Raw genomic sequence first — 17,411 nt, forward strand, 5'->3', positions numbered from 1 at the left:
CGGGGCGGTGGGCTCTACTGGATTCGAACCAGTGACCTCGTCGATGTCAACGACGCGCTCTAACCAACTGAGCTAAGAGCCCGGGCGGGGCGGGCGCACACGCCCACCGCCGAGGCCGCCCAACATACGGCGGCGCCCCGGAGGCCGACAAGGGACGCGCCGGGGAGGGTTGGTGAAGGTGCCGCCCCGCCCGCCGGTATGACCCGGCCCGCCGCCCTGCCCTGTCGAGTTACGATTCCGCCCCGCCCCGCCCCGCCCTACCCCTCGCTGGGGACGTGCTCCCGCGGGCGGGGCGGGGGCGGACGCGTGACAAAGGTCCGTCCGATACCGCCCGCCCCGCCCGTGCGGCCCCGCTCAACGGGCGGGGCGGGCAGGCGATGGCACGCCGTTTGGGTTCAGCCCGGCGTCCCCCCGACCGCTATGACCGCCCTCAGTGCCCACGTTCCGTCCCAGCCCGCGCCGTCCGCAGACGGCGTGGAGGCCTCTGTGCGGCGGGCGCTCGAAGACGCCCACGGCGTCTCGGGAGCGTTCGCCGTCTCGCCGTGCGCGTTCCGGCGGCTCGACCCCGAGGCCGCCCGCCGCCTCGCCCCGCCCCGCCCCGCCGCCGCGGGCGGGGCGGGGCGGTGGATCCTGGTGACGTGCCGCTCGGCGGCCGAGGCCGAGCACCAGACCCACCTCCACGAGCGGTGCCTGACCGCGGCCCAGCGGTTTATGCTCTCGCTCTCGTGCGACGGCGTCGACAACGTGTGGTCAGGGCTCTCGGTGGACGCCGACGTCGTCCGCCGCGCCGGCGTCGAGCTGGACGGGAGCGTGCCGGTCGGCTTGATCCGGTACGGGTAAACGCCGGCGCCGTGGCCGGGAGATGGCGCAGCGTAGGTTCCGGGCTTCCCCCCGGTGCCCCGATGCTCCGCCCCGCCCTCGCCGTCGCTTTGTTCGCTGCCCTCGCGGGCGTCCCCGCGCTCGCGCAGCAGGCCGACCCTGCCGTCGTGGCGGACTCGGCGGCGGTCGATTCGCTGGCCGCCGACTCCCTCGCGCTCGCCGACTCCGGCCTCGTCGCGCGGACCGGGGCTGAGATCGACTCGATCGCCGTCGCCGCGATCACCGACACGACCACGCGCGTCGCCGACGTGCTCGGGAACGGGGTCGGGGTGGACCTGTTCGGGCGGACGCTGTTCGAGGTCTGGGGCGGGTTGGGGCCGTTCTCGCCCGAGGAGCGGGCGGCCGCCCTCTCGGACCGCCTCGCCGAGCTCGCCACGAACGGCGACGTCGACCCGGAGGGCCTCCGCATCGTCGACGGCAACGACCTCTCGCTCGTCCAGATCGGCCCCGTGACCGTGATGACGGTGACGAACGAGGACGCTCAGGCGCTCGGCGTGCCCCGGGCGCAGGCCGCCGTTGGGTACCGGCAGGAGATCATCAGCGGGGTCCGGGCCTACCGCGAGCAGGCCACGATCCGCGGCGTCGTCCAGAACGCCGTCGTCTCGGTCGTGGCCCTCGTGGTCCTCGTCCTCGTCCTCCGCGGGCTGGGGTGGCTCTTCGGGTGGATCGACCGCCGGACGGCGGCCGTCCGCGGGCGGGTCCTCCGCCCGGTCCGCATCGGGACGCTCGAAGTCGTCGGGCGCGACCAGGTGGCGAGGTTCGGGCGCGGGCTCGGCGCGCTCCTCCGCCTGGCCGTCTCGGCCGTCATCGTCTACGCGTTCCTGGCCTACGTGCTCGGGCTCTTCCCGTGGACCCGGAGCTGGAGCGAGAACCTCCTCAACGTCGCGCTCGCCCCGCTCCAGCGCCTCGGCGCGGTCCTCCTGTCGTCGGTCGACAACGTGATCGCGATCGTGGTCATCCTCGTCGTCGTCCGGTGGCTCATGCGGCTCTCGGACTACCTGTTCATCCGCGTCGAGCGGGGCGAGGTGCAGCTGGGCGGCTTCCACGCCGAGCTCGCCGACCCCACGCGGAAGATCGCCCGGTTCCTCCTGGGGATCCTGGCCGTCATGCTCATCTACCCGTACACGCCCATCGTCAACAGCCCCGTGTTCCAGGGGCTGACGGTGTTCCTGGGCATCCTGTTCTCGCTGGGGTCGTCGACGGCGATCGCTAACATGGTCGCCGGCATCGTGCTCACGTACTCGCGGGCGTTCCGCATCGGCGACCGCGTCAAGGTGGGCGACACGTTCGGCGACGTGGTCGAGAAAAGCTTCCTCGTGACGCGCATTCGGACGCCGAAAAACGAGGACGTCTCGGTCCCCAACGCGACCGTCCTCTCGAACCACATCATCAACTACTCGGTGATGGCCCGTGAGGGGAGCGGGGTCATCCTCCACACCGAGATCACGATCGGGTACGACGTCCCGTGGCCGCAGGTCCACCGGCTCCTGATCCAGGCCGCCCGCGACACGGCCGGCGTCGAGGCCACCCCGCCCCCGTTCGTGCTCCAGACCGGCCTGGGCGACTTTTCGGTCGCCTACCAGCTCAACGCCTACACCCGCGAGGTCACGCGGATGGCCCGGATCTACAGCGACGTCCACCAGCACGTCCAGGACCGCTTTGCCGAGGCCGGCGTCGAGGTCCTGAGCCCGACCTACGGGGCCTGGCGCGAGGGGCCGTCGACAGTCCCCGAGTATGCCGCGCTCCGCGACCTCGAGGGCCGCGTGGCCGTCGCCCCGCCGGCCGCCGAGACCGACGGCGCCGACGCGCCCGCCCCGCCTGAGCCCACGCCGCTCCCCGACGTCAAGCCGCCCCCGTTCCTGGGCGGGGCGGCCGGCGACGGGTCGTAGAATGCGGAATGGCGAATGCGGAATGGCGAATGCGGAATGGTGAAGGGGAGCCGCCCCGGCCTCGTTGCTCTACCCGGGGCGGGGTGGCCTGACCCGAGGAGCCTTTCTAATTCGCCATTCCGCATTCATCATTCCGCATTCGAATGACTCTCCACCACGCCCACCCCTGGGACGTCACGCCAAAGGAGGCCGTCCAGATCCAGCGCGAGCTCGCCCCGCTCGTGCGCGAGGAGCCGCTCGACTTCGACGCCGTGCGGACCGTCGCCGGCCTCGACGTGAGCGTCCGCGGCGACCGCGTGCGGGCCGCCATCGTGGTCCTCGACGTCCGCGACGACCTCCGCGTGGTCGACCAGGCCATCTGGGAGGGGCCGGTGGCGTTCCCCTACGTGCCCGGGCTGCTCAGCTTCCGCGAGGTCCCGGCCATCCTCCCCGCCCTGGAGCAGCTCCAGGCGCCGCCCGACGTCTACATGCTCGACGCGCAGGGGCGGGCGCACCCGCGGCGGTTCGGGCTCGCGTGCCACCTCGGCGTGCTCCTCAACGCCCCGGCGCTGGGCGTGGCCAAGACGATCCTCGTCGGCCGCCACGAGCCGCTGGACGAGGACAAGGGCGCCGCCGCCCCGCTCGTGCACAAGGGCGAGACGGTCGGGCTCGCGCTCAGGACGCGGGCGCGCGTGAAGCCGGTCTACGTCTCGGTCGGCCACCGCATGGAGCTCCGCGACGCGGGCCGCCTCGCGCTGCGCCTGGCCGTCAAGTACAAGCTCCCGCAGCCGACGCACCTCGCCCACCGCCTGAGCTACAAGGGCGAGCTGTAGCGGCCCGCCCCGCCCGAGCCGCCCCGCCCGCGGTCTCCGCGTATCATTGGCCGGGCGGGGTGCCTTCACCTCCTGCACCCGGTCCCACCCTATGAAGCTGGCAGAGGCCCTCCTCCTCCGGTCCGACCTCCAGAAGCGGCTCGAGCAGCTCAAGAGCCGGCTCCTGCGCAACGCGCGCGTCCAGCAGGGCGACGAGCCGTCGGAGGCCCCGGACCGGCTGATCGAGGCGTACGAGGAGGCGAGCGCCGAGCTCGAACGGCTGATCCGGCTGATCAACCGGACCAACCTGTCCGTCGAGATCGCCCCCGGGTTCACCCTGACCGACGCGCTGGCCCGCCGCGACGTGCTCCGCCTCCGCGCGGACACCTACCGCGAGCTCGCTCGCGCCGCGAGCGTGTCGCAGGACCGGTACCTCCGGTCCGAGGTCAAGTTCGTGAGCACCGTCGAGGTCCGGGCCGTCCAGCAACGGGCCGACGACCTGTCGCGCGAGCTCCGCGAGCTCGACGCGAGGGTCCAGGAGACCAACTGGCAGTACGACCTTATGGAGTGACGCCGGGCCGGAGCGATGGTAGCCGCCATCCGCGAGGGCGAGCGCAAACCCAGGCCGGGGGTAGCCGGCCACACACCAGACTAAAAATCTGGACCGCGCGATGGGCAGCGCATCGGGTCACCCCGAGCACCGTTCAGCCCCGCACAGTCACCTGTGCACCGGGCACCGCGCACCGTGCACGACCACGCGCTGACTCGCAGGCGGTGAGGGTGGGTAAGGGGTTGCTCCGGCTCCAGGCGAAGCGCGGGCGCAAAGCGGCGGAGGCCGCAAGCGGATCGCCCCGCCCCGGACCGCGCGCGGTCGGGCGGGGCGGGACCGTTGGCGTAGCGCCGTTGCATGCAACGGCGCTATAGCGTGGCGACCGGGGCGGGGTGGCGCGACGGCTCCTACGTTCATCACTCCCCGTGTCCTCTGCGTCAAATCGGCGGGGCGGGGCGGGGCGGCGGGGACTGAGGGCGCCGGTACGGCGTTTGTCACCGGACCCCCAAACGACTCCCACCCCGCCCGTAGAGTTCACCTGTGCGACGGCGGCGACGACCCCCGACGCATGGAAGCGACAGTTGGTACTGGAACACACGGCGGAGCCGGCGTCCCCGACGCCTTTGAGCACCCGCGCGGCCTGTTCTGCAACCGGACCCTCAACCTGAGGAAGATCCAGGCCGTCGGGTACGACATGGACTACACGCTCGTCCACTACCATGTGGCGCTGTGGGAGGAGCGGGCCTACAGCTACATCAAGAACGGGCTGGCGGCGCAGGGGTGGCCCGTCGAGGACCTCGTGTTCGACCCCGACCTCGTGGTCCAGGGCCTCGTCATCGACACGGAGCGGGGGAACGTGGTCAAGGCCAACCGCTTCGGCTACGTCAAGCGCGCGTTCCACGGGAGCACGCCGCTGGACTACGAGAGCCAGAAAAAGGCGTACCGGCGGACGCTCGTCGACCTCCACGACACGCGGTGGCGGTTTATGAACACGCTGTTCTCGATCTCCGAGGCGTCGATCTACCTCCAACTCGTCGACCTCCTGGACGCTGGGAAGCTGCCGGAGCGGCTGGGCTACGACGACCTCTACCAGACGGTCCGCCGGACGCTCGACGCGGCCCACCTCGAAGGGCTCCTCAAGGCCGAGATCCTGGCCGACCCCGACCGCTTCGTCGACGTCGACCCCGACGTGCCGCTCGCGCTGCTCGACCAGAAGGAGGCGGGCAAGAAGGTGCTCCTCATCACGAACTCCGAGTGGGAGTACGCCGCCCCGCTCTTGACCTACGCGTTCGACCCGCACCTGCCGGGCGACATGACGTGGCGCGACCTGTTCGACCTGGCGATCGTGGGCGCGCGCAAGCCGGCGTTCTTTTCGGAAGCCGCGCCCGCCTTCGAGGTCGTCGGCGAGGACGACGCCGGGCGCGCCGTGCTCCGCACGCAGACCGGCCTGCTCGAAGAGGGCCGCGCCTACGTCGGCGGCAACGCGTCGCTCGTCGAGGCCAGCCTCGGCCTCGCCGGGTCCGAGATCCTCTACGTCGGCGACCACGTGTTCGCCGACGTCAAGGCGTCGAAGAGCGTGCTCCGGTGGCGGACGGCGCTCGTGCTCCGCCCGCTCGAGGACGAGATCGAGGCGTTCAACGCGTGGCGCGGCGAGCAGGAGCGGCTGACGGTGCTGATGACCGAGAAGGAGCGGCTCGAAGCCTACTTCTCGGCCCTCCGCCTGGAGCGCCAGCGGAACGAGGGCGGCTACGGCCCGCAGACCGACCGGTCGCTAGAGTGGCTGACCGACCGGATCGACCAGACGCGCGAGCGGCTGCTCGCGATCGACGCCGAGATCGCCCCGCTCGCCGCCGCGTCGAGCCGCCTCGTGAACCCGCGGTGGGGGCCGCTCATGTGGGCCGGCAACGACAAGAGCCACTTGGCCCGCCAGATCGAGGCGTCGGCCGACGTGTACACGGCGCGCGTCTCCAACTTCCTCCACTACACCCCGTTCGTCTACCTCCGCAGCCCGCGCGGCACGCTCGCCCACGACCACGCGACGCCGCAGGCGGCCGGGCTGGAGCAGGCGGCCGACGACATGGGCCTCGACACCTTCGGCGAGGCCGGCGACGGCGTCCCCGGCGAGGCGCCCGCCTAGCCGCCCCGCCCGCACGCCTCGGGCGGGGCGGGCGGGGTGGCTGACTCAACTCTGCCTTTTACGGGGAAGCCTCCTCATCCAGCAACTCCACCCCGCCCGCGCCCTGAGGGCGGGGCGGCGCTCCACGACTCCACGCCTCTCTATGTCCACCCCGCTCTCTTCCGGCCAGCAGGCCGTCCTCGACGGCGCCGTCCGCTTCGTCCGCGACCAGGCCGGCCGCGTGGCCGAGACCGACCGGCCGACCGTCGACCCGCCCGAGGCCGCGTTCGGGACGCCGTTCGGGCTGGGCTACCTGTTTGGCGCCGTCGACGCGCTGTGCCAGGCGAACGGCGTGGCGTTCGACGGGATGGCCCTCGCCATCTTCGCCCTCACGCTGGACCAGGCCGTCGGGCGCCCGGCCGACGCGCTCCGCCGGCAGGCCCTGGACCTGGAGGCCGCCGGCGACGCCGACTTCGCACGGGGCCGCCGGTGGGGCGGCAACGAGGCGACGGGGTGGGCGCGCGGGCAGCACGAGCCGGTCGGCCTGGTGCACCTCGCGCACGGCGACGAGCACCGGATGCAGTAGGGGAGGCCCGCCCGCTCTAGCCGGCGCCGTTCCCGCCGTTCCCAGAGGGCGGGGTGGCGGTGTCGGGCGGGGAGGTCTCCGCCACGCCCCCGCACAGCGCGTCGGCGAGGGCGGGGAGGACGTCGCCGAGGCGGGCGTCGAGGGCCACGGCGGCGTGCCGGTGCCCGCGCGTCTGGCCCAGCGTGACGATGGCGACCGGCGTGCCCTCGGCCTCGGCCTGGCGCACGAAGCGGTACCCGCTGTAGACGGTCAGGCTGGACCCGACGACGAGGAGCGCGTCGGCGTCGGAGACGATCGCGCGGGCCGTCGCCACGCGCGGCTTGGGGACGCTCTCGCCGAAAAAGACCACGTCCGGCTTGAGCGCGCCGCCGCACGACGGGCACGCCGGTGGCTCGAAGCGGGCAACGGCCGCGGCCTCCAGCTCGGCGTCGCCGTCGGGCGCCGCCGCCCCGCCCGGGAGCGCGGCGTCGAGCCAGCCGGGGTTGCGGGCCTCCGCCTGCGCCTGGACGTCGGCCCGCGGCCAGAGGTGGCCGCAGGCGAGGCACGCGACGTCGGCGAGCGTGCCGTGGAGTTCGACCACGCGCCGCGAGCCAGCCCGCCGGTGGAGCCCGTCCACGTTCTGCGTGACGACGCCGGAGACGGCGCCGGCGGCTTCGAGGCGCGCGAGGGCTCGGTGCCCGTCGTTGGGGCGCGCGTCGGCCACGCGCGCCCAGCCTCGCGTGGCGCGCGCCCAGTAGCGCCGCCGCGCCTCGGCGTCGCGGACGAAGTCGTCGTACTGGACCGGCCGGCGCTCGACGTGGCGCGTGGTCGGCCCGCGGTAGTCCGGGATGCCGGACTCGGTCGAGATCCCGGCCCCGGCGAGGACCGCCGTCCGCCGTCCGTGGAGGAGGCGAGCCAGGGCGTCGAGCGAGGCGGCGGGCGGGGTGGCAGCAGTCATCGCGCGGGAACGGGGGCGGGGCGGCCGGCCGTGCCTGCCCCGCCCCTACGGCCCGGCGAGGACGAGGGCGGGGTGGGGCACGAGCGCGGTCTCCTCTGAGCCTTCCCCATCCTCGTCTCCGCGGCCGCCACCGGGCGGGGCGGCCTCCCGAGCCGCCGCCCCGCCCGTGGCGAAAGGGCATCGCGGCGCGCCCCGGTACGAAACCGGGCGCCGGCGCGTACGTTGCGGCCCCGGCTCCTCGTCCCCCCACGCCCATGCCGACTCCGCCCCGCCCCGCCCGACGCGGGCGCCTCCCCCTGCTCGCCGTCCTCGTCGGCCTCGCGGCCCTCACCGCCTGCGACACGACCAACCCCGGCGGCAACCTCGACCTCGTCGAGGGCACGTACTCGCTCGCTGAGCTCTCGTTCGACCCGACCACGACCGACCTCTCGACGGCCAACGTCATCGACGTTCTCGAACCCGGGAGCGCGCGGCTGACCATCTACAGCGACGGAAACGCGCTGCTCTCCTTCCGCCGTCTCCAGGGCGGGCTCACGCGCGTCGACCTCCGCCCGCGGGCCTCGCGCGAGCGCGTGACGCTGGAGGCCGTCCGCCGCGAGGACGAGGACTTTCTTGCCGACATCCTCCTCCCGCCGTCGTTCGCGCTGGGCTACACCGGCGAGCCGGCCAACACGCTCGAAGGCTCGTTCTCGCAGTCCAACGTGGACCTCGAAGCCTTCGACCCCGAGCGCTACCAGGACCAGCGGAGCAACAGCGGCCAGCTCTCGGTCCGCTTCGAGCGCGTCACGCCGTAGCCCCCGCCCCGCCCGCGGGCGGGGTGGTCGGTCGGGCGCCGCCCCGCCCCCGACCCGTGCGGGCGGCGCTAGAACGCGACCCGGAAGCGGACGTTGAGCGTCCGCGGCGTGAGCCGCGTGGGGACCGCCGTGAACTGGCGCCGCCCCTCCTCGACCTGCTCGACCCACGAGTACGCGACGGTGTTTTTCTGGTCGAACACGTTGAGCACCTCGACCGTCGCCCGGAGCAGGAGCGGGGCGCCCGTCGGCGCCGTCCCCAGGCGGAGCTCCTTGGTCGCGCCCAGGTCGAACCGGAAGTAGGCGGGGAGGCTGACGGCGTTGCGGCGGCCGTCGGTAAAGATGGAGGCGCCGTCGAACTCGACCGCGATCCCCGATGAGCGGTCCTCGTCACGAGCCGGCGCCGTGACCGGGACGCCCGAGCCGAGGAGCGTGCGGATGTGGAGCGTCCACGTGTCGTCGCCGGGCACGTAGTCCTGCACGAAGAGGGACAGGTTGTGGCGGCGGTCGGTCGGCCGGCGGACCCAGTCGCCGCCGCCCCGCGCCTCGAACCGCGCCGCCGCCCGCTCGGCCTCGGCGGCGCTCAGGCCGTCGAGGTCGGGCGCGTAGAACCGCTCGCGCGTGACGAGGAACCCGTAGTTGACCCAGCTCTCCAGCCCCGGCACGAGCTCGCCCCGGAGCTGGACGTCGGCGCCGACGGCGTAGCCCTCGGAGTCGTTCTCGGCCGAGTACACGACGCGGACGTTCTCGGTGTCGTACGAGATGAGGTCCGAGAACCGCTTGGCGTAGGCCTCGGCGCGGAGCGCCACGCGGCGCGACGTGAAAAAGTGCTCCAGCCCAACGACCGCCTGCACCGCCCGCGGGCTCGTGATGTCGCCGTTGAGCGGGCGGAGCGCGGTGTCGGCCGGGGCGGGGTCGCCGCGGAGCTCGCGGTACGTCGGCGCCTGGTGGTAGACGCCGGCCGAGGCCGAAAGCGTCGTCTGCGGGCCGGACGCGTAGACGAGACCGAGCCGGGGCGAGAGCGTGAGCTCGTCGTTGTACCCGAAGTAGTCGGCGCGGAGGCCGGGCGTGACGGTCAGGCGGCCGAGCGCGAGCGCGTCCTCGACCCAGAGCGCGCCTTGCCAGCTCGCGAGCGACTCGCCGCCGACGATCTCGCGGCTCGTCGCCGTGACGGTGCCGCCGTCGCGCCCCCGGCCCGTCAGCGTCGTCCGCTCGCTGATGTCGTCGCCGAAGCGGAGCGCGCGGGCCTGCCACCCCGCCTCCAGCCCGTGGCGCCCCAGCCGCGCGAGGTAGCGGCCCTGGGCCGTGTAGACCGTCTGCGAGATCTCGTTGTCGGCCACGTCGGCCTGCGTCGCCTGGCCCTCGATGATGCGGTCGAGGTCGTCCTGCGGGCGGTCCGGCGCCTGCTGGCGGCGGAAGATGCTCGTGCGCGACGAGATGTCGTAGGTCTCGAACTCGTCGGTCGAGAACACGGAGAGCCGGTGCTCGGCGGCGACCGCGTCGCTCAAGCGGCTGGCGAGGAGCGCCCCGCCGAACCCGATGCCGTAGCCGTCCTCCTCGACCCCCTCGAAGTCGACGGCGACCGTGCGCACGAGGTTGGGGAAGATGCCGAACGTGGTCTCGCGCTGCTGCGGGGCGAGCCGGAAGCGGTGGCGGGCGTAGAGCCCGAGGAGCCGGAGCGCGTGGGCGTCCGACAGCCGCGCCTGGGCGACGCCCTGGACGTCGCGGTAGTCGGGGTCGTAGGCGCCGTCGAGCTCCTGGCCCGCGAAAAAGCGCTGGGGCCGCGCGCTCCGCGCCGCGACCGCCACGCCCACCCCGCCCCCCACGGCGCCCTGGACGGCGGCGCCGGCGTCGAGCGTGGACGAGTAGGCCGTCCCGGTGACCGGCCCCCCGGGCGGGGCGTAGGTCGCGTCGAGCACGCTGGCCAGCTTGCCCCCGTAGCGGACCGGGAAGCCCCCGGCAAACAGCGTGAGGCGGCTCGCGAGGTCGCCGTTGATGAGCCCCAGCCCCTCCTGCTCGCCCTGGCTGATGCGGAGCGGGCGGTAGACCTCGAAGCCGTCGATAAAGATCTGGTTCTCGTCGTACGACCCGCCCCGCACCGAGTACGCGTTCGAGAGCTCGTTCGACGACGTGACCCCGAGCTCGACCTTGACGCTGCGGATGGCGTCGGTGACCGGCGTGGGCAGGTCGCGGACCGTCCGCGGGTCGATCCGGCTGACGCCCACGCCCCGCTCGGCGCCGGCCTCGACGGCCACCTCGCCGAGCGCCTGGTCGGTCTGGGCGAGGACGGCGTCGAACGCCGTCGTCTCGCCGCGGCGCACGACGACCGTGTCGCGGACGGTCGCGTAGCCGACGAACGAGACCTGGACCGGGTACGTCCCCTCGGGGATGCGGAAGGCGTAGCGGCCGTCGGCGCCGGCGTTGCGGCCGTACGACGTGCCCGTGATGAGGACGGTCGCGCCGGCCACGCCGTCGCCGGTCGTGGCCTCGGTCACGCGGCCGGCGATCTCGCCCCACGCCTGGGCAGCGGCGCCGGGGGCGGAGGCCAGAAGGACGGCGCCGAGGAGGCACCCGAGGACGACGCGCATAGGACCGTCGGATTCCCGCAGGACGGCCGCTGGGCGGACCCGCCGAGCGGGGCGGAGGAGCAACGAGGGACGGTACCGAGGCGGATAGGCGGCGGGGGGGATGGCCTCCCGCGGCGGGCCGGGCGGGACGCGCCGAAGATACCGAGCGGGGCGGGGCGGGCGAGGGACGGCGGTGTGCCCTCTGCGCACGTGCAGGTAGAGGGCGGACGGTACGGCCTCTGAAGGGCGCTCGTGCGTCTTCGGGCACGTCATCCCCGCGCAGGCGGGGATCCAGGAGGGCCGGTCGCCGCGCCCCGTGCCCTGGATCTCGGATCGGGTCCGGGATGACGGTGGGGATGCACGGCGAATCGGCGGAACGCGTGTGAGAGCGGAGAAGCGGCGCCACCCCGCCCTCACCCCGCCAGGCCCAGCCACTCGTAGACGATCCACCAGAGTTGGAGCTGAGGCACCACGAGCCCGAACGCGGCCCCGGCCACGACCTGCCCCACCGAGTGCGCCCCGACGCGGACGCGCGCCCACATCAGGAGCGGGAGCAGGAGCACGAGCGGCCCGACCGTCGCGACGGTCAGCGCCGCCTCCACCCCGCCCGGCAGGTCGCGCCAGACGGTCAGCGCCGCGAACAGGAGGACGCCCACGAACCCGGCCAGGCTCGTCATGTGGATCGAGATCTTCCACCGGAGGTTGATGAGCAGGAGGGCCGCCGTGTTGAGCGGGTACAGCGCCGCGAACGCGACGATGACGGGGAGCGCCGGCCCCTCGACCGTGGCCGCGAGCAGGAGCGCCCCGACGGCGTACGACGCGACGCCGACGAGGAGCGGCCCCAGCCGCGCCGCCCGCTCGCGGACTTCGAGGCTCTCAGCCCGCCCCCGCCGGACCATGCCGACGACGTAGAGGAGCGGGACGAGGCAGAAAAAGACGAGCGAGACGCCAAACGTCCACGCAACCTCGCCCGGTCCGGCCCCGAAGTGCGCGTCGAGCAGGGCGAAGGCGACGGGCGGGAAGACGAGCGGGTTGAGGACGTACGAGACCGCGTTCGCCACGCGGTACCCCCGGTCGCGGGCGCCACCCCGCCCACGCGTCCGGGCGGGGCGGGGCGGGGCGGGGCGGTCGTCCGGGCGGGGCGGCACGAGCGGGGCGGGGGAGTGGAGGAGCGGCGGGCGAGGACGGGCGGGCGTTCCCCAGAGACTCGGCGACTCGGGCACGTTGGACTGGGCTCGTCACCCTTTACTCGTCACCCGTCTCCTAGTACGCGCGGGCGTAGACGACGCGGCCGGCCGAGGGCGCCCCGCTCACGGGGTCCGTCCCGGGCTCGTCGGTGTCGACGCCGGGGAACTGGCCGGGGAACGGGACGCAGCGGATCGTCGCCTTGGCCTCGTCCTTGACGCGGGCCTCGGTCTCGGGCGTGCCGTCCCAGTGCATGAGCGCGAACCCGCCGGCCTCCATGACCTCCTGGAACCGCTCGTAGCTGTCGACGACGTGCGTGTGCTCGCGGCGGAACGCGGCGGCCCGGTCGTAGAGCGCCTGCTGGACCTCATGGAGCGCCGTGCGGACGGCCCCGGCGATCCCGCGCTGGGGCACCGGGCTCTTGTCGCCCGTGTCGCGGCGCGCGAGCTCGGCCGTCCCGTTCTCGACGTCGCGCGGGCCGACGGCCAGCCGCACCGGCACGCCCTCGACCTCGTACTGCGCGAACTTCCACCCGGGCCGGTACTGGTCCCGGTCGTCGAGGACCACGCGGACGCCGTCGGCGAGGAGCGCGTCGCGCATCTCGCGGGCTGCGTCGAGCACGGCCTCGTTGTCGCCGTTCTTGCGCGTGATCGGGACGATGGCGACCTGGACCGGGGCCAGCTTGGGCGGCATGATCACGCCGGCGTCGTCGCCGTGCGTCATGATGAGCGCGCCGATGAGCCGCGTCGAGACGCCCCACGACGTGGCCCAGACGTATTCGGCCTCGTTGTCCTGGTTCTGGAACGTGCAGTCGAAGGCGCGCGCGAAGTTCTGCCCCAGAAAGTGGCTCGTTCCGGCCTGGAGCGCCTTCCCGTCCTGCATCAGCGCCTCGATGCAGTACGTGTCGACGGCGCCCGGGAACCGCTCGGCCGCCGTCTTGACGCCGCGGACGACGGGCATCGCCATCCACTCCTCGGCGAACGTGGCGTAGACGTCGAGCATCTGGCGCGTCTCGTCGACCGCCTCCTGCTCCGTCGCGTGCGCCGTGTGGCCCTCCTGCCACAGGAACTCGGCTGTGCGGAGGAACAGGCGCGTCCGCATCTCCCAGCGGACCACGTTGGCCCACTGGTTGATGAGGACGGGGAGGTCGCGCCACGACTGGATCCAGCGCGAGTACGTGTCCCAGATGATGGTCTCCGACGTGGGCCGGACCACGAGCGGCTCGTCGAGTTCAGCGTCGGGGTCAACGATGAGATCCCCGTCCTCTTCTTTCAGCCGGTAGTGCGTGACGACGGCGCACTCCTTGGCGAACCCCTCGACGTGCTCGGCCTCGCGGGCGAGGAAGCTTTTGGGGATGAAGAGCGGGAAGTAGGCGTTCCGGTGGCCCGTCGCCTTGAACATGCGGTCGAGCGCGCCCTGCATGTTCTCCCACAGCTCGTACCCGTTCGGCGGCAGGACCATCGAGCCGCGGACGGGCGACGTCTCGGCCAGCTTCGCGGCCCGGATGACGTCCTGGTACCATTGGGCGTAGTCGTCGGCGCGCTTCGTGATCGTCTCGGCCATAGCGGACCCGGGGGCGGGGTGGGGCCGCCGACGCAACTTGGCGGCGGCGGTAGAGTTACCAGGATGTGTGACCCATGAGGGGCCACCCCGCCCCGCGCCCGCCGCCACGCGGCGTTACCTCGGGCGGGGCGGCGGCGGCTGGCCCGGTAGGGCCGGCGAATATACCCGGCGGCCCCGCGGCCCCCGCCCCGCCCGCCCCTCTTCGCGCGGCCTCCGCACCCGAGCCCTCCGAACCCATGTCGCAGATCCCGCTCCTGGGGCGCTCTCTCCGCCCCGCCCTCGCCCTCGCGCTCGTCACCGCCCTAGCCGGATGCTATTCGGCCCGCCCCGCCCTCGTCGAGCGCGACCGCGGGCCGGCCCCGGTCGTCCCCGATACGGCTGAGGCCGGCCCGGCCCGCGTCGGCCTCGCGGCGACGATGGACGTGCCCCAGAACCCGTACGGCGACACGGCCGCCGTCGCGCTCCCCGACGCCGGCGAGCTCCCCAGCCTGAACGCCATCGACGGCCGCGCCGACGGCTCCGACGACGCCTACGCCGAGGGCGGGGCGGTCGACCCCAGCGCCGTCTCAGTCACGCGCTACTACTACGACGACGCGGGCACCTACTACTACGACGACGTCGAGGCCGACCTCGCCGACGGCGGCCTGGGCGTCGACGACGACTTCTACTACGGGGGCTACTACGCCGACTACTACCGCTACGGGGACCCGTCGTACTACCCCTCGCTCTACACCTACTACCGGCCGTACCGGGTCTACAACCCGTACCGCCGCTTCGGGTGGTACAACACGTGGGGCCGCCGCTACGGGGCGTTCGGGCACTCGCCGTACTACGCCTACGACCCGTTCTTCAGCTACGGCGGCGTGTACGACCCGTTCTTCTACGACCCCTTCTTCTACGGGCCGGGCGTCCACGTCTCCGTCGGGTTCGGGTTCGGTGGGTTTGGGTACGGCGGCTACGGGTACGGCCACAACCCGTACTTCGCCGGGGCCGGCTACTACGGCCCGGGCTACTACGGCCGCCCCCGTCACCACAACTACTACACCTACCGCGAACGCCGCGGCGCCGACGACGGCGTGCGCAGCCCGGTCCGCGGCATGCCGGGCACGCCGTCGTCGCCCATCGTCGAGTCGACGCCGAACCCGGCGCGGGTGCCCGCGCGGATGCCGGTGCGGCGCGGCCTGAACCCGGCCCGTATCTCTGGAGACCCGGCGCCGAACGCCACGCGGGCGCCGGTGCGCGCCGGGCGGGGCGGGGCCGATCCCGTCGCCGACGCGCCCGGCCGCCGAACGCCGCCCCGGGCCACGGCGCCCCGAACCCCACGCCGCGGCGAGCCGGGGACGACAGGCCGAGTGCTCCCCGGCCGCGCCGCCCCGACGCGGGCGACCCCGGCGCGGACCGCCCCGCCCGACCGCGAGTGGGCGCGCCCGGAGCGGGCGCCCCGCGTCCCGCGCCGCGCTCGCAGCGAGGACGCGCGCGTCCGCGAGGCGGCCCCGCGCCCCGAGAGGCGGCCTCGCCCGGAGGCCCGACCCGTTCCTCGCCGCGAGACGCGCCCCGCCCCGCCCCCGCGCCGTGAAACGCGCCCCGCCCCGCGCCGCGAGACGCGCCCTGCTCCGCCCCCGCGGCGCCAGACGCGTTCCGCCCCACCCCCGCGGCGGGAGTCGCGGCCGGCGCCGGCGCCTCGGCGCCAGGAGTCGCGGCCAGCCCGCTCCTCGGGCGGCGGCCGCTCGACGGGCGGGTCCAGCCGGCGCTCGTCGCGCCGCGGCGGCAACGGATAGGGCACCCTTCGGGTGGGTACGGGGTACCGGGTACGAGGTACGGTCTAATCTGACCTCGACGCAGGTGTACCTCGTACCGAGTACCCCGTACCTCCTTGCACATTGCTCTGGGCGGGGTGGTGTGCCCCCTACGCCACGGCTTCGACGGCCCGCGGGCGGGGGGGGGCGGGGGCCTGCGGGCGGGGTGAGCGCGTCCGGCGAGCCGGCCACCGCACCGCCGTCTCGGCGACGGCGGCCCCCAGCGCGAGGAGGCCAGCCGTGACGGCGAGCGCGCGGCCGGGCGTCACGAACGCCCACATCTGGAGAAAAGCGACGGCCGCTCCCGCCGGGGCCGACACCAGGAGCGGGGCGAGCCGGGCCGCCGCCCCAAAGTGGTCGCTCCGGCGCGAGAACGGCGGCGTCCGGTACAGGACGGCCTGGAGCCGCGTGGCGAGGGCCACGACGGCGAACCAGAACGCCGCGTGGACGGCGGCGTCGGCGACCGGCATCGAGAGCACGAGGAGCGCGGCAATCCCAACGTGGAGCGGGAGCAGGACGCGAACCATGAGCGCCTTCTGCGCCCCGATCTGCGCCAGTCGAGGCCGCGCCTCGGGCAGCGTCCCGAACAGCCACGCGGCCTCGGCGTGGTCCGAATACTGGAGCGTCTGCACGAGCGACTGCGCGCAGAACAGGAGCACGACGATCACCGACAGGTGGAGCTGCGTGTTCGGGTCCGTAAGGAGCCCGGCCGTGCCGTAGACGAACAGGCTCCCCAGCCCGTCGCCCAGCCACCCGAACACGACGAACGCGAGCGGGAGCAGGGCCGCCGGCCACAGGCGCCCGCGCACGATGCGGTCGTCGGCGAAGGCGGCGAGCGCGAACCCATACACCGCGCGGACCGGCCCGCGGCGGGCCGCGACCCGCTCGAACGGGAGCAGCCGGCGCCCACCCCGCCCCGCCCGCTCGGCGCGGCGGGCGCCGTCGGCGAGGCGCCGGAGGAGGCGGAAGTAGCGGTCCGGGAAGACGGCCGTGAACAGGACGGCGAACAGGGCGACTGTGGCGAGGAGCACGCCGAGCCCCCACGTCGACCGGCCGAGGATGGCGTCGGCGAGCCACGCGCCCGGCCACCACGGCACGTCGACGGCCTCGGCCGTCGTCCCGATGAGCTGGAAGCCGAGCACGAGCACGCCGATAAACAGCGCCCGCGCCGCCGTCAGCGCGTAGCGGAGCGGCGTGGGCGGCAGCGCGAGCGTGAGGCTCCACAGGACTACGAGCGCCGCCGCGGCCGTCCATGCGACCGCCGCCGCCACGCCGGCGCCGACGGCGAGCCCCGCCCCGCCCCCGTGCGCGAGCGCCACCCGTAAGGCGACCGGGACGGCCACGCCCGTCACCATCAGGCCCGTGTACACGCCCACGCCGACCAGCCGCGCCCCGTAGTGCTGGCGCTCGGTCGCCGGCAGCGTCGCCAGCCAGGCGTTCTCTTTGGGCCGCCCCATGAGGTCGTCGTACGACCCGACGACGCCGAACGCGGCGAGCACGACGCCGAATGAGACCGACACGAACAGGGCCTGCGCCGCCGGGGCGTTGCCCAGCGACAGCGCGAGGACGAGGCCCGTGAACCCGTAGGCGATGACGGTCGTCGCCACGCGTCCCGCGCTCCGCTTGCCCGAGCGGGCGTGGCGGAGGTCGGCCCGGAGTTGGGCCGCGGCGAGCGTGAGGACCGGGCGCCCCGGGGTGCGGGTCGTGGGCATGGCGACGGTATCGGCGGGGCGGGGCGGGGAGGTTAGCGCCGGGGCGGGA

13 protein-coding genes and 1 tRNA gene are annotated in these 17,411 nt (G+C 74.1%); 8 read left to right on the top strand and 6 right to left on the bottom strand.

What is annotated here, in order from left to right; all coding sequences use genetic code 11:
• Positions 1–8 precede the first annotated feature (8 nt).
• Positions 9–82: transfer RNA gene (locus RM540_RS07215), tRNA-Val, on the bottom strand.
• Positions 83–420: 338 nt separating this feature from the next.
• Between RM540_RS07215 and RM540_RS07220 the strand changes: the two genes are divergently transcribed.
• The 6 genes from RM540_RS07220 to RM540_RS07245 all read left to right on the top strand — a co-directional run bounded on the left by RM540_RS07220 (position 421) and on the right by RM540_RS07245 (position 6,811).
• Positions 421–840, top strand: a complete 420-nt coding sequence (locus RM540_RS07220) for a hypothetical protein (protein WP_311662882.1) — start codon at positions 421–423, stop codon at positions 838–840.
• 62 nt (positions 841–902) lie between these two features.
• Positions 903–2,768 carry a mechanosensitive ion channel family protein gene (locus RM540_RS07225; RefSeq protein WP_311662883.1) on the top strand — a complete coding sequence of 622 codons (1,866 nt, stop codon included), beginning with the start codon at positions 903–905 and terminating at the stop codon, positions 2,766–2,768.
• Between the two features lie 143 nt (positions 2,769–2,911).
• Positions 2,912–3,580: an endonuclease V gene (locus tag RM540_RS07230; RefSeq protein WP_311662884.1), complete on the top strand. Its 669-nt coding sequence runs from the start codon at positions 2,912–2,914 to the stop codon at positions 3,578–3,580.
• A 91-nt stretch (positions 3,581–3,671) separates the two neighbouring features.
• Positions 3,672–4,130: a DIP1984 family protein gene (locus RM540_RS07235; RefSeq protein ID WP_311662885.1), complete on the top strand. Its 459-nt coding sequence runs from the start codon at positions 3,672–3,674 to the stop codon at positions 4,128–4,130.
• A gap of 547 nt (positions 4,131–4,677) precedes the next feature.
• A complete protein-coding gene (locus RM540_RS07240) occupies positions 4,678–6,246 on the top strand; it encodes an HAD-IG family 5'-nucleotidase (RefSeq protein ID WP_311662886.1) in 1,569 nt (522 codons plus the stop codon).
• A gap of 142 nt (positions 6,247–6,388) precedes the next feature.
• A complete protein-coding gene (locus tag RM540_RS07245; RefSeq protein WP_311662887.1) occupies positions 6,389–6,811 on the top strand; it encodes a hypothetical protein in 423 nt (140 codons plus the stop codon).
• A 16-nt stretch (positions 6,812–6,827) separates the two neighbouring features.
• On the opposite strand, the gene RM540_RS07250 is transcribed toward RM540_RS07245, so the two are convergent.
• A complete protein-coding gene (locus RM540_RS07250; RefSeq protein ID WP_311662888.1) occupies positions 6,828–7,748 on the bottom strand; it encodes an NAD-dependent protein deacetylase in 921 nt (306 codons plus the stop codon).
• A gap of 254 nt (positions 7,749–8,002) precedes the next feature.
• Between RM540_RS07250 and RM540_RS07255 the strand changes: the two genes are divergently transcribed.
• Complete coding sequence (locus tag RM540_RS07255; RefSeq protein WP_311662889.1) at positions 8,003–8,542, top strand: hypothetical protein; 540 nt, start codon at positions 8,003–8,005, stop codon at positions 8,540–8,542.
• A gap of 68 nt (positions 8,543–8,610) precedes the next feature.
• Here the strand turns inward: RM540_RS07255 and RM540_RS07260 are convergent, their stop codons facing one another.
• From RM540_RS07260 to proS, 3 genes are all read right to left on the bottom strand, one after another.
• On the bottom strand, positions 8,611–11,127 hold the full coding sequence (locus RM540_RS07260) for a TonB-dependent receptor domain-containing protein (RefSeq protein ID WP_311662890.1): 2,517 nt from the start codon (positions 11,125–11,127) through the stop codon (positions 8,611–8,613).
• A 392-nt stretch (positions 11,128–11,519) separates the two neighbouring features.
• Positions 11,520–12,254 (bottom strand): hypothetical protein, encoded by a 735-nt coding sequence (locus tag RM540_RS07265; protein WP_311662891.1) that lies wholly within the window; start codon positions 12,252–12,254, stop codon positions 11,520–11,522.
• A gap of 115 nt (positions 12,255–12,369) precedes the next feature.
• Positions 12,370–13,854, bottom strand: a complete 1,485-nt coding sequence (gene proS / locus RM540_RS07270) for a proline--tRNA ligase (RefSeq protein WP_311662892.1) — start codon at positions 13,852–13,854, stop codon at positions 12,370–12,372.
• Between the two features lie 236 nt (positions 13,855–14,090).
• Between proS and RM540_RS07275 the strand changes: the two genes are divergently transcribed.
• Positions 14,091–15,632 carry a hypothetical protein gene (locus tag RM540_RS07275; RefSeq protein ID WP_311662893.1) on the top strand — a complete coding sequence of 514 codons (1,542 nt, stop codon included), beginning with the start codon at positions 14,091–14,093 and terminating at the stop codon, positions 15,630–15,632.
• A gap of 128 nt (positions 15,633–15,760) precedes the next feature.
• Here the strand turns inward: RM540_RS07275 and RM540_RS07280 are convergent.
• The coding region (locus RM540_RS07280; protein ID WP_311662894.1) for a hypothetical protein at positions 15,761–17,411 on the bottom strand (1,651 nt) is incomplete at its 5' end.

This window comes from Rubrivirga litoralis (assembly GCF_031846415.1).
GTDB classification, from domain to species: domain Bacteria; phylum Bacteroidota; class Rhodothermia; order Rhodothermales; family Rubricoccaceae; genus Rubrivirga; species Rubrivirga litoralis.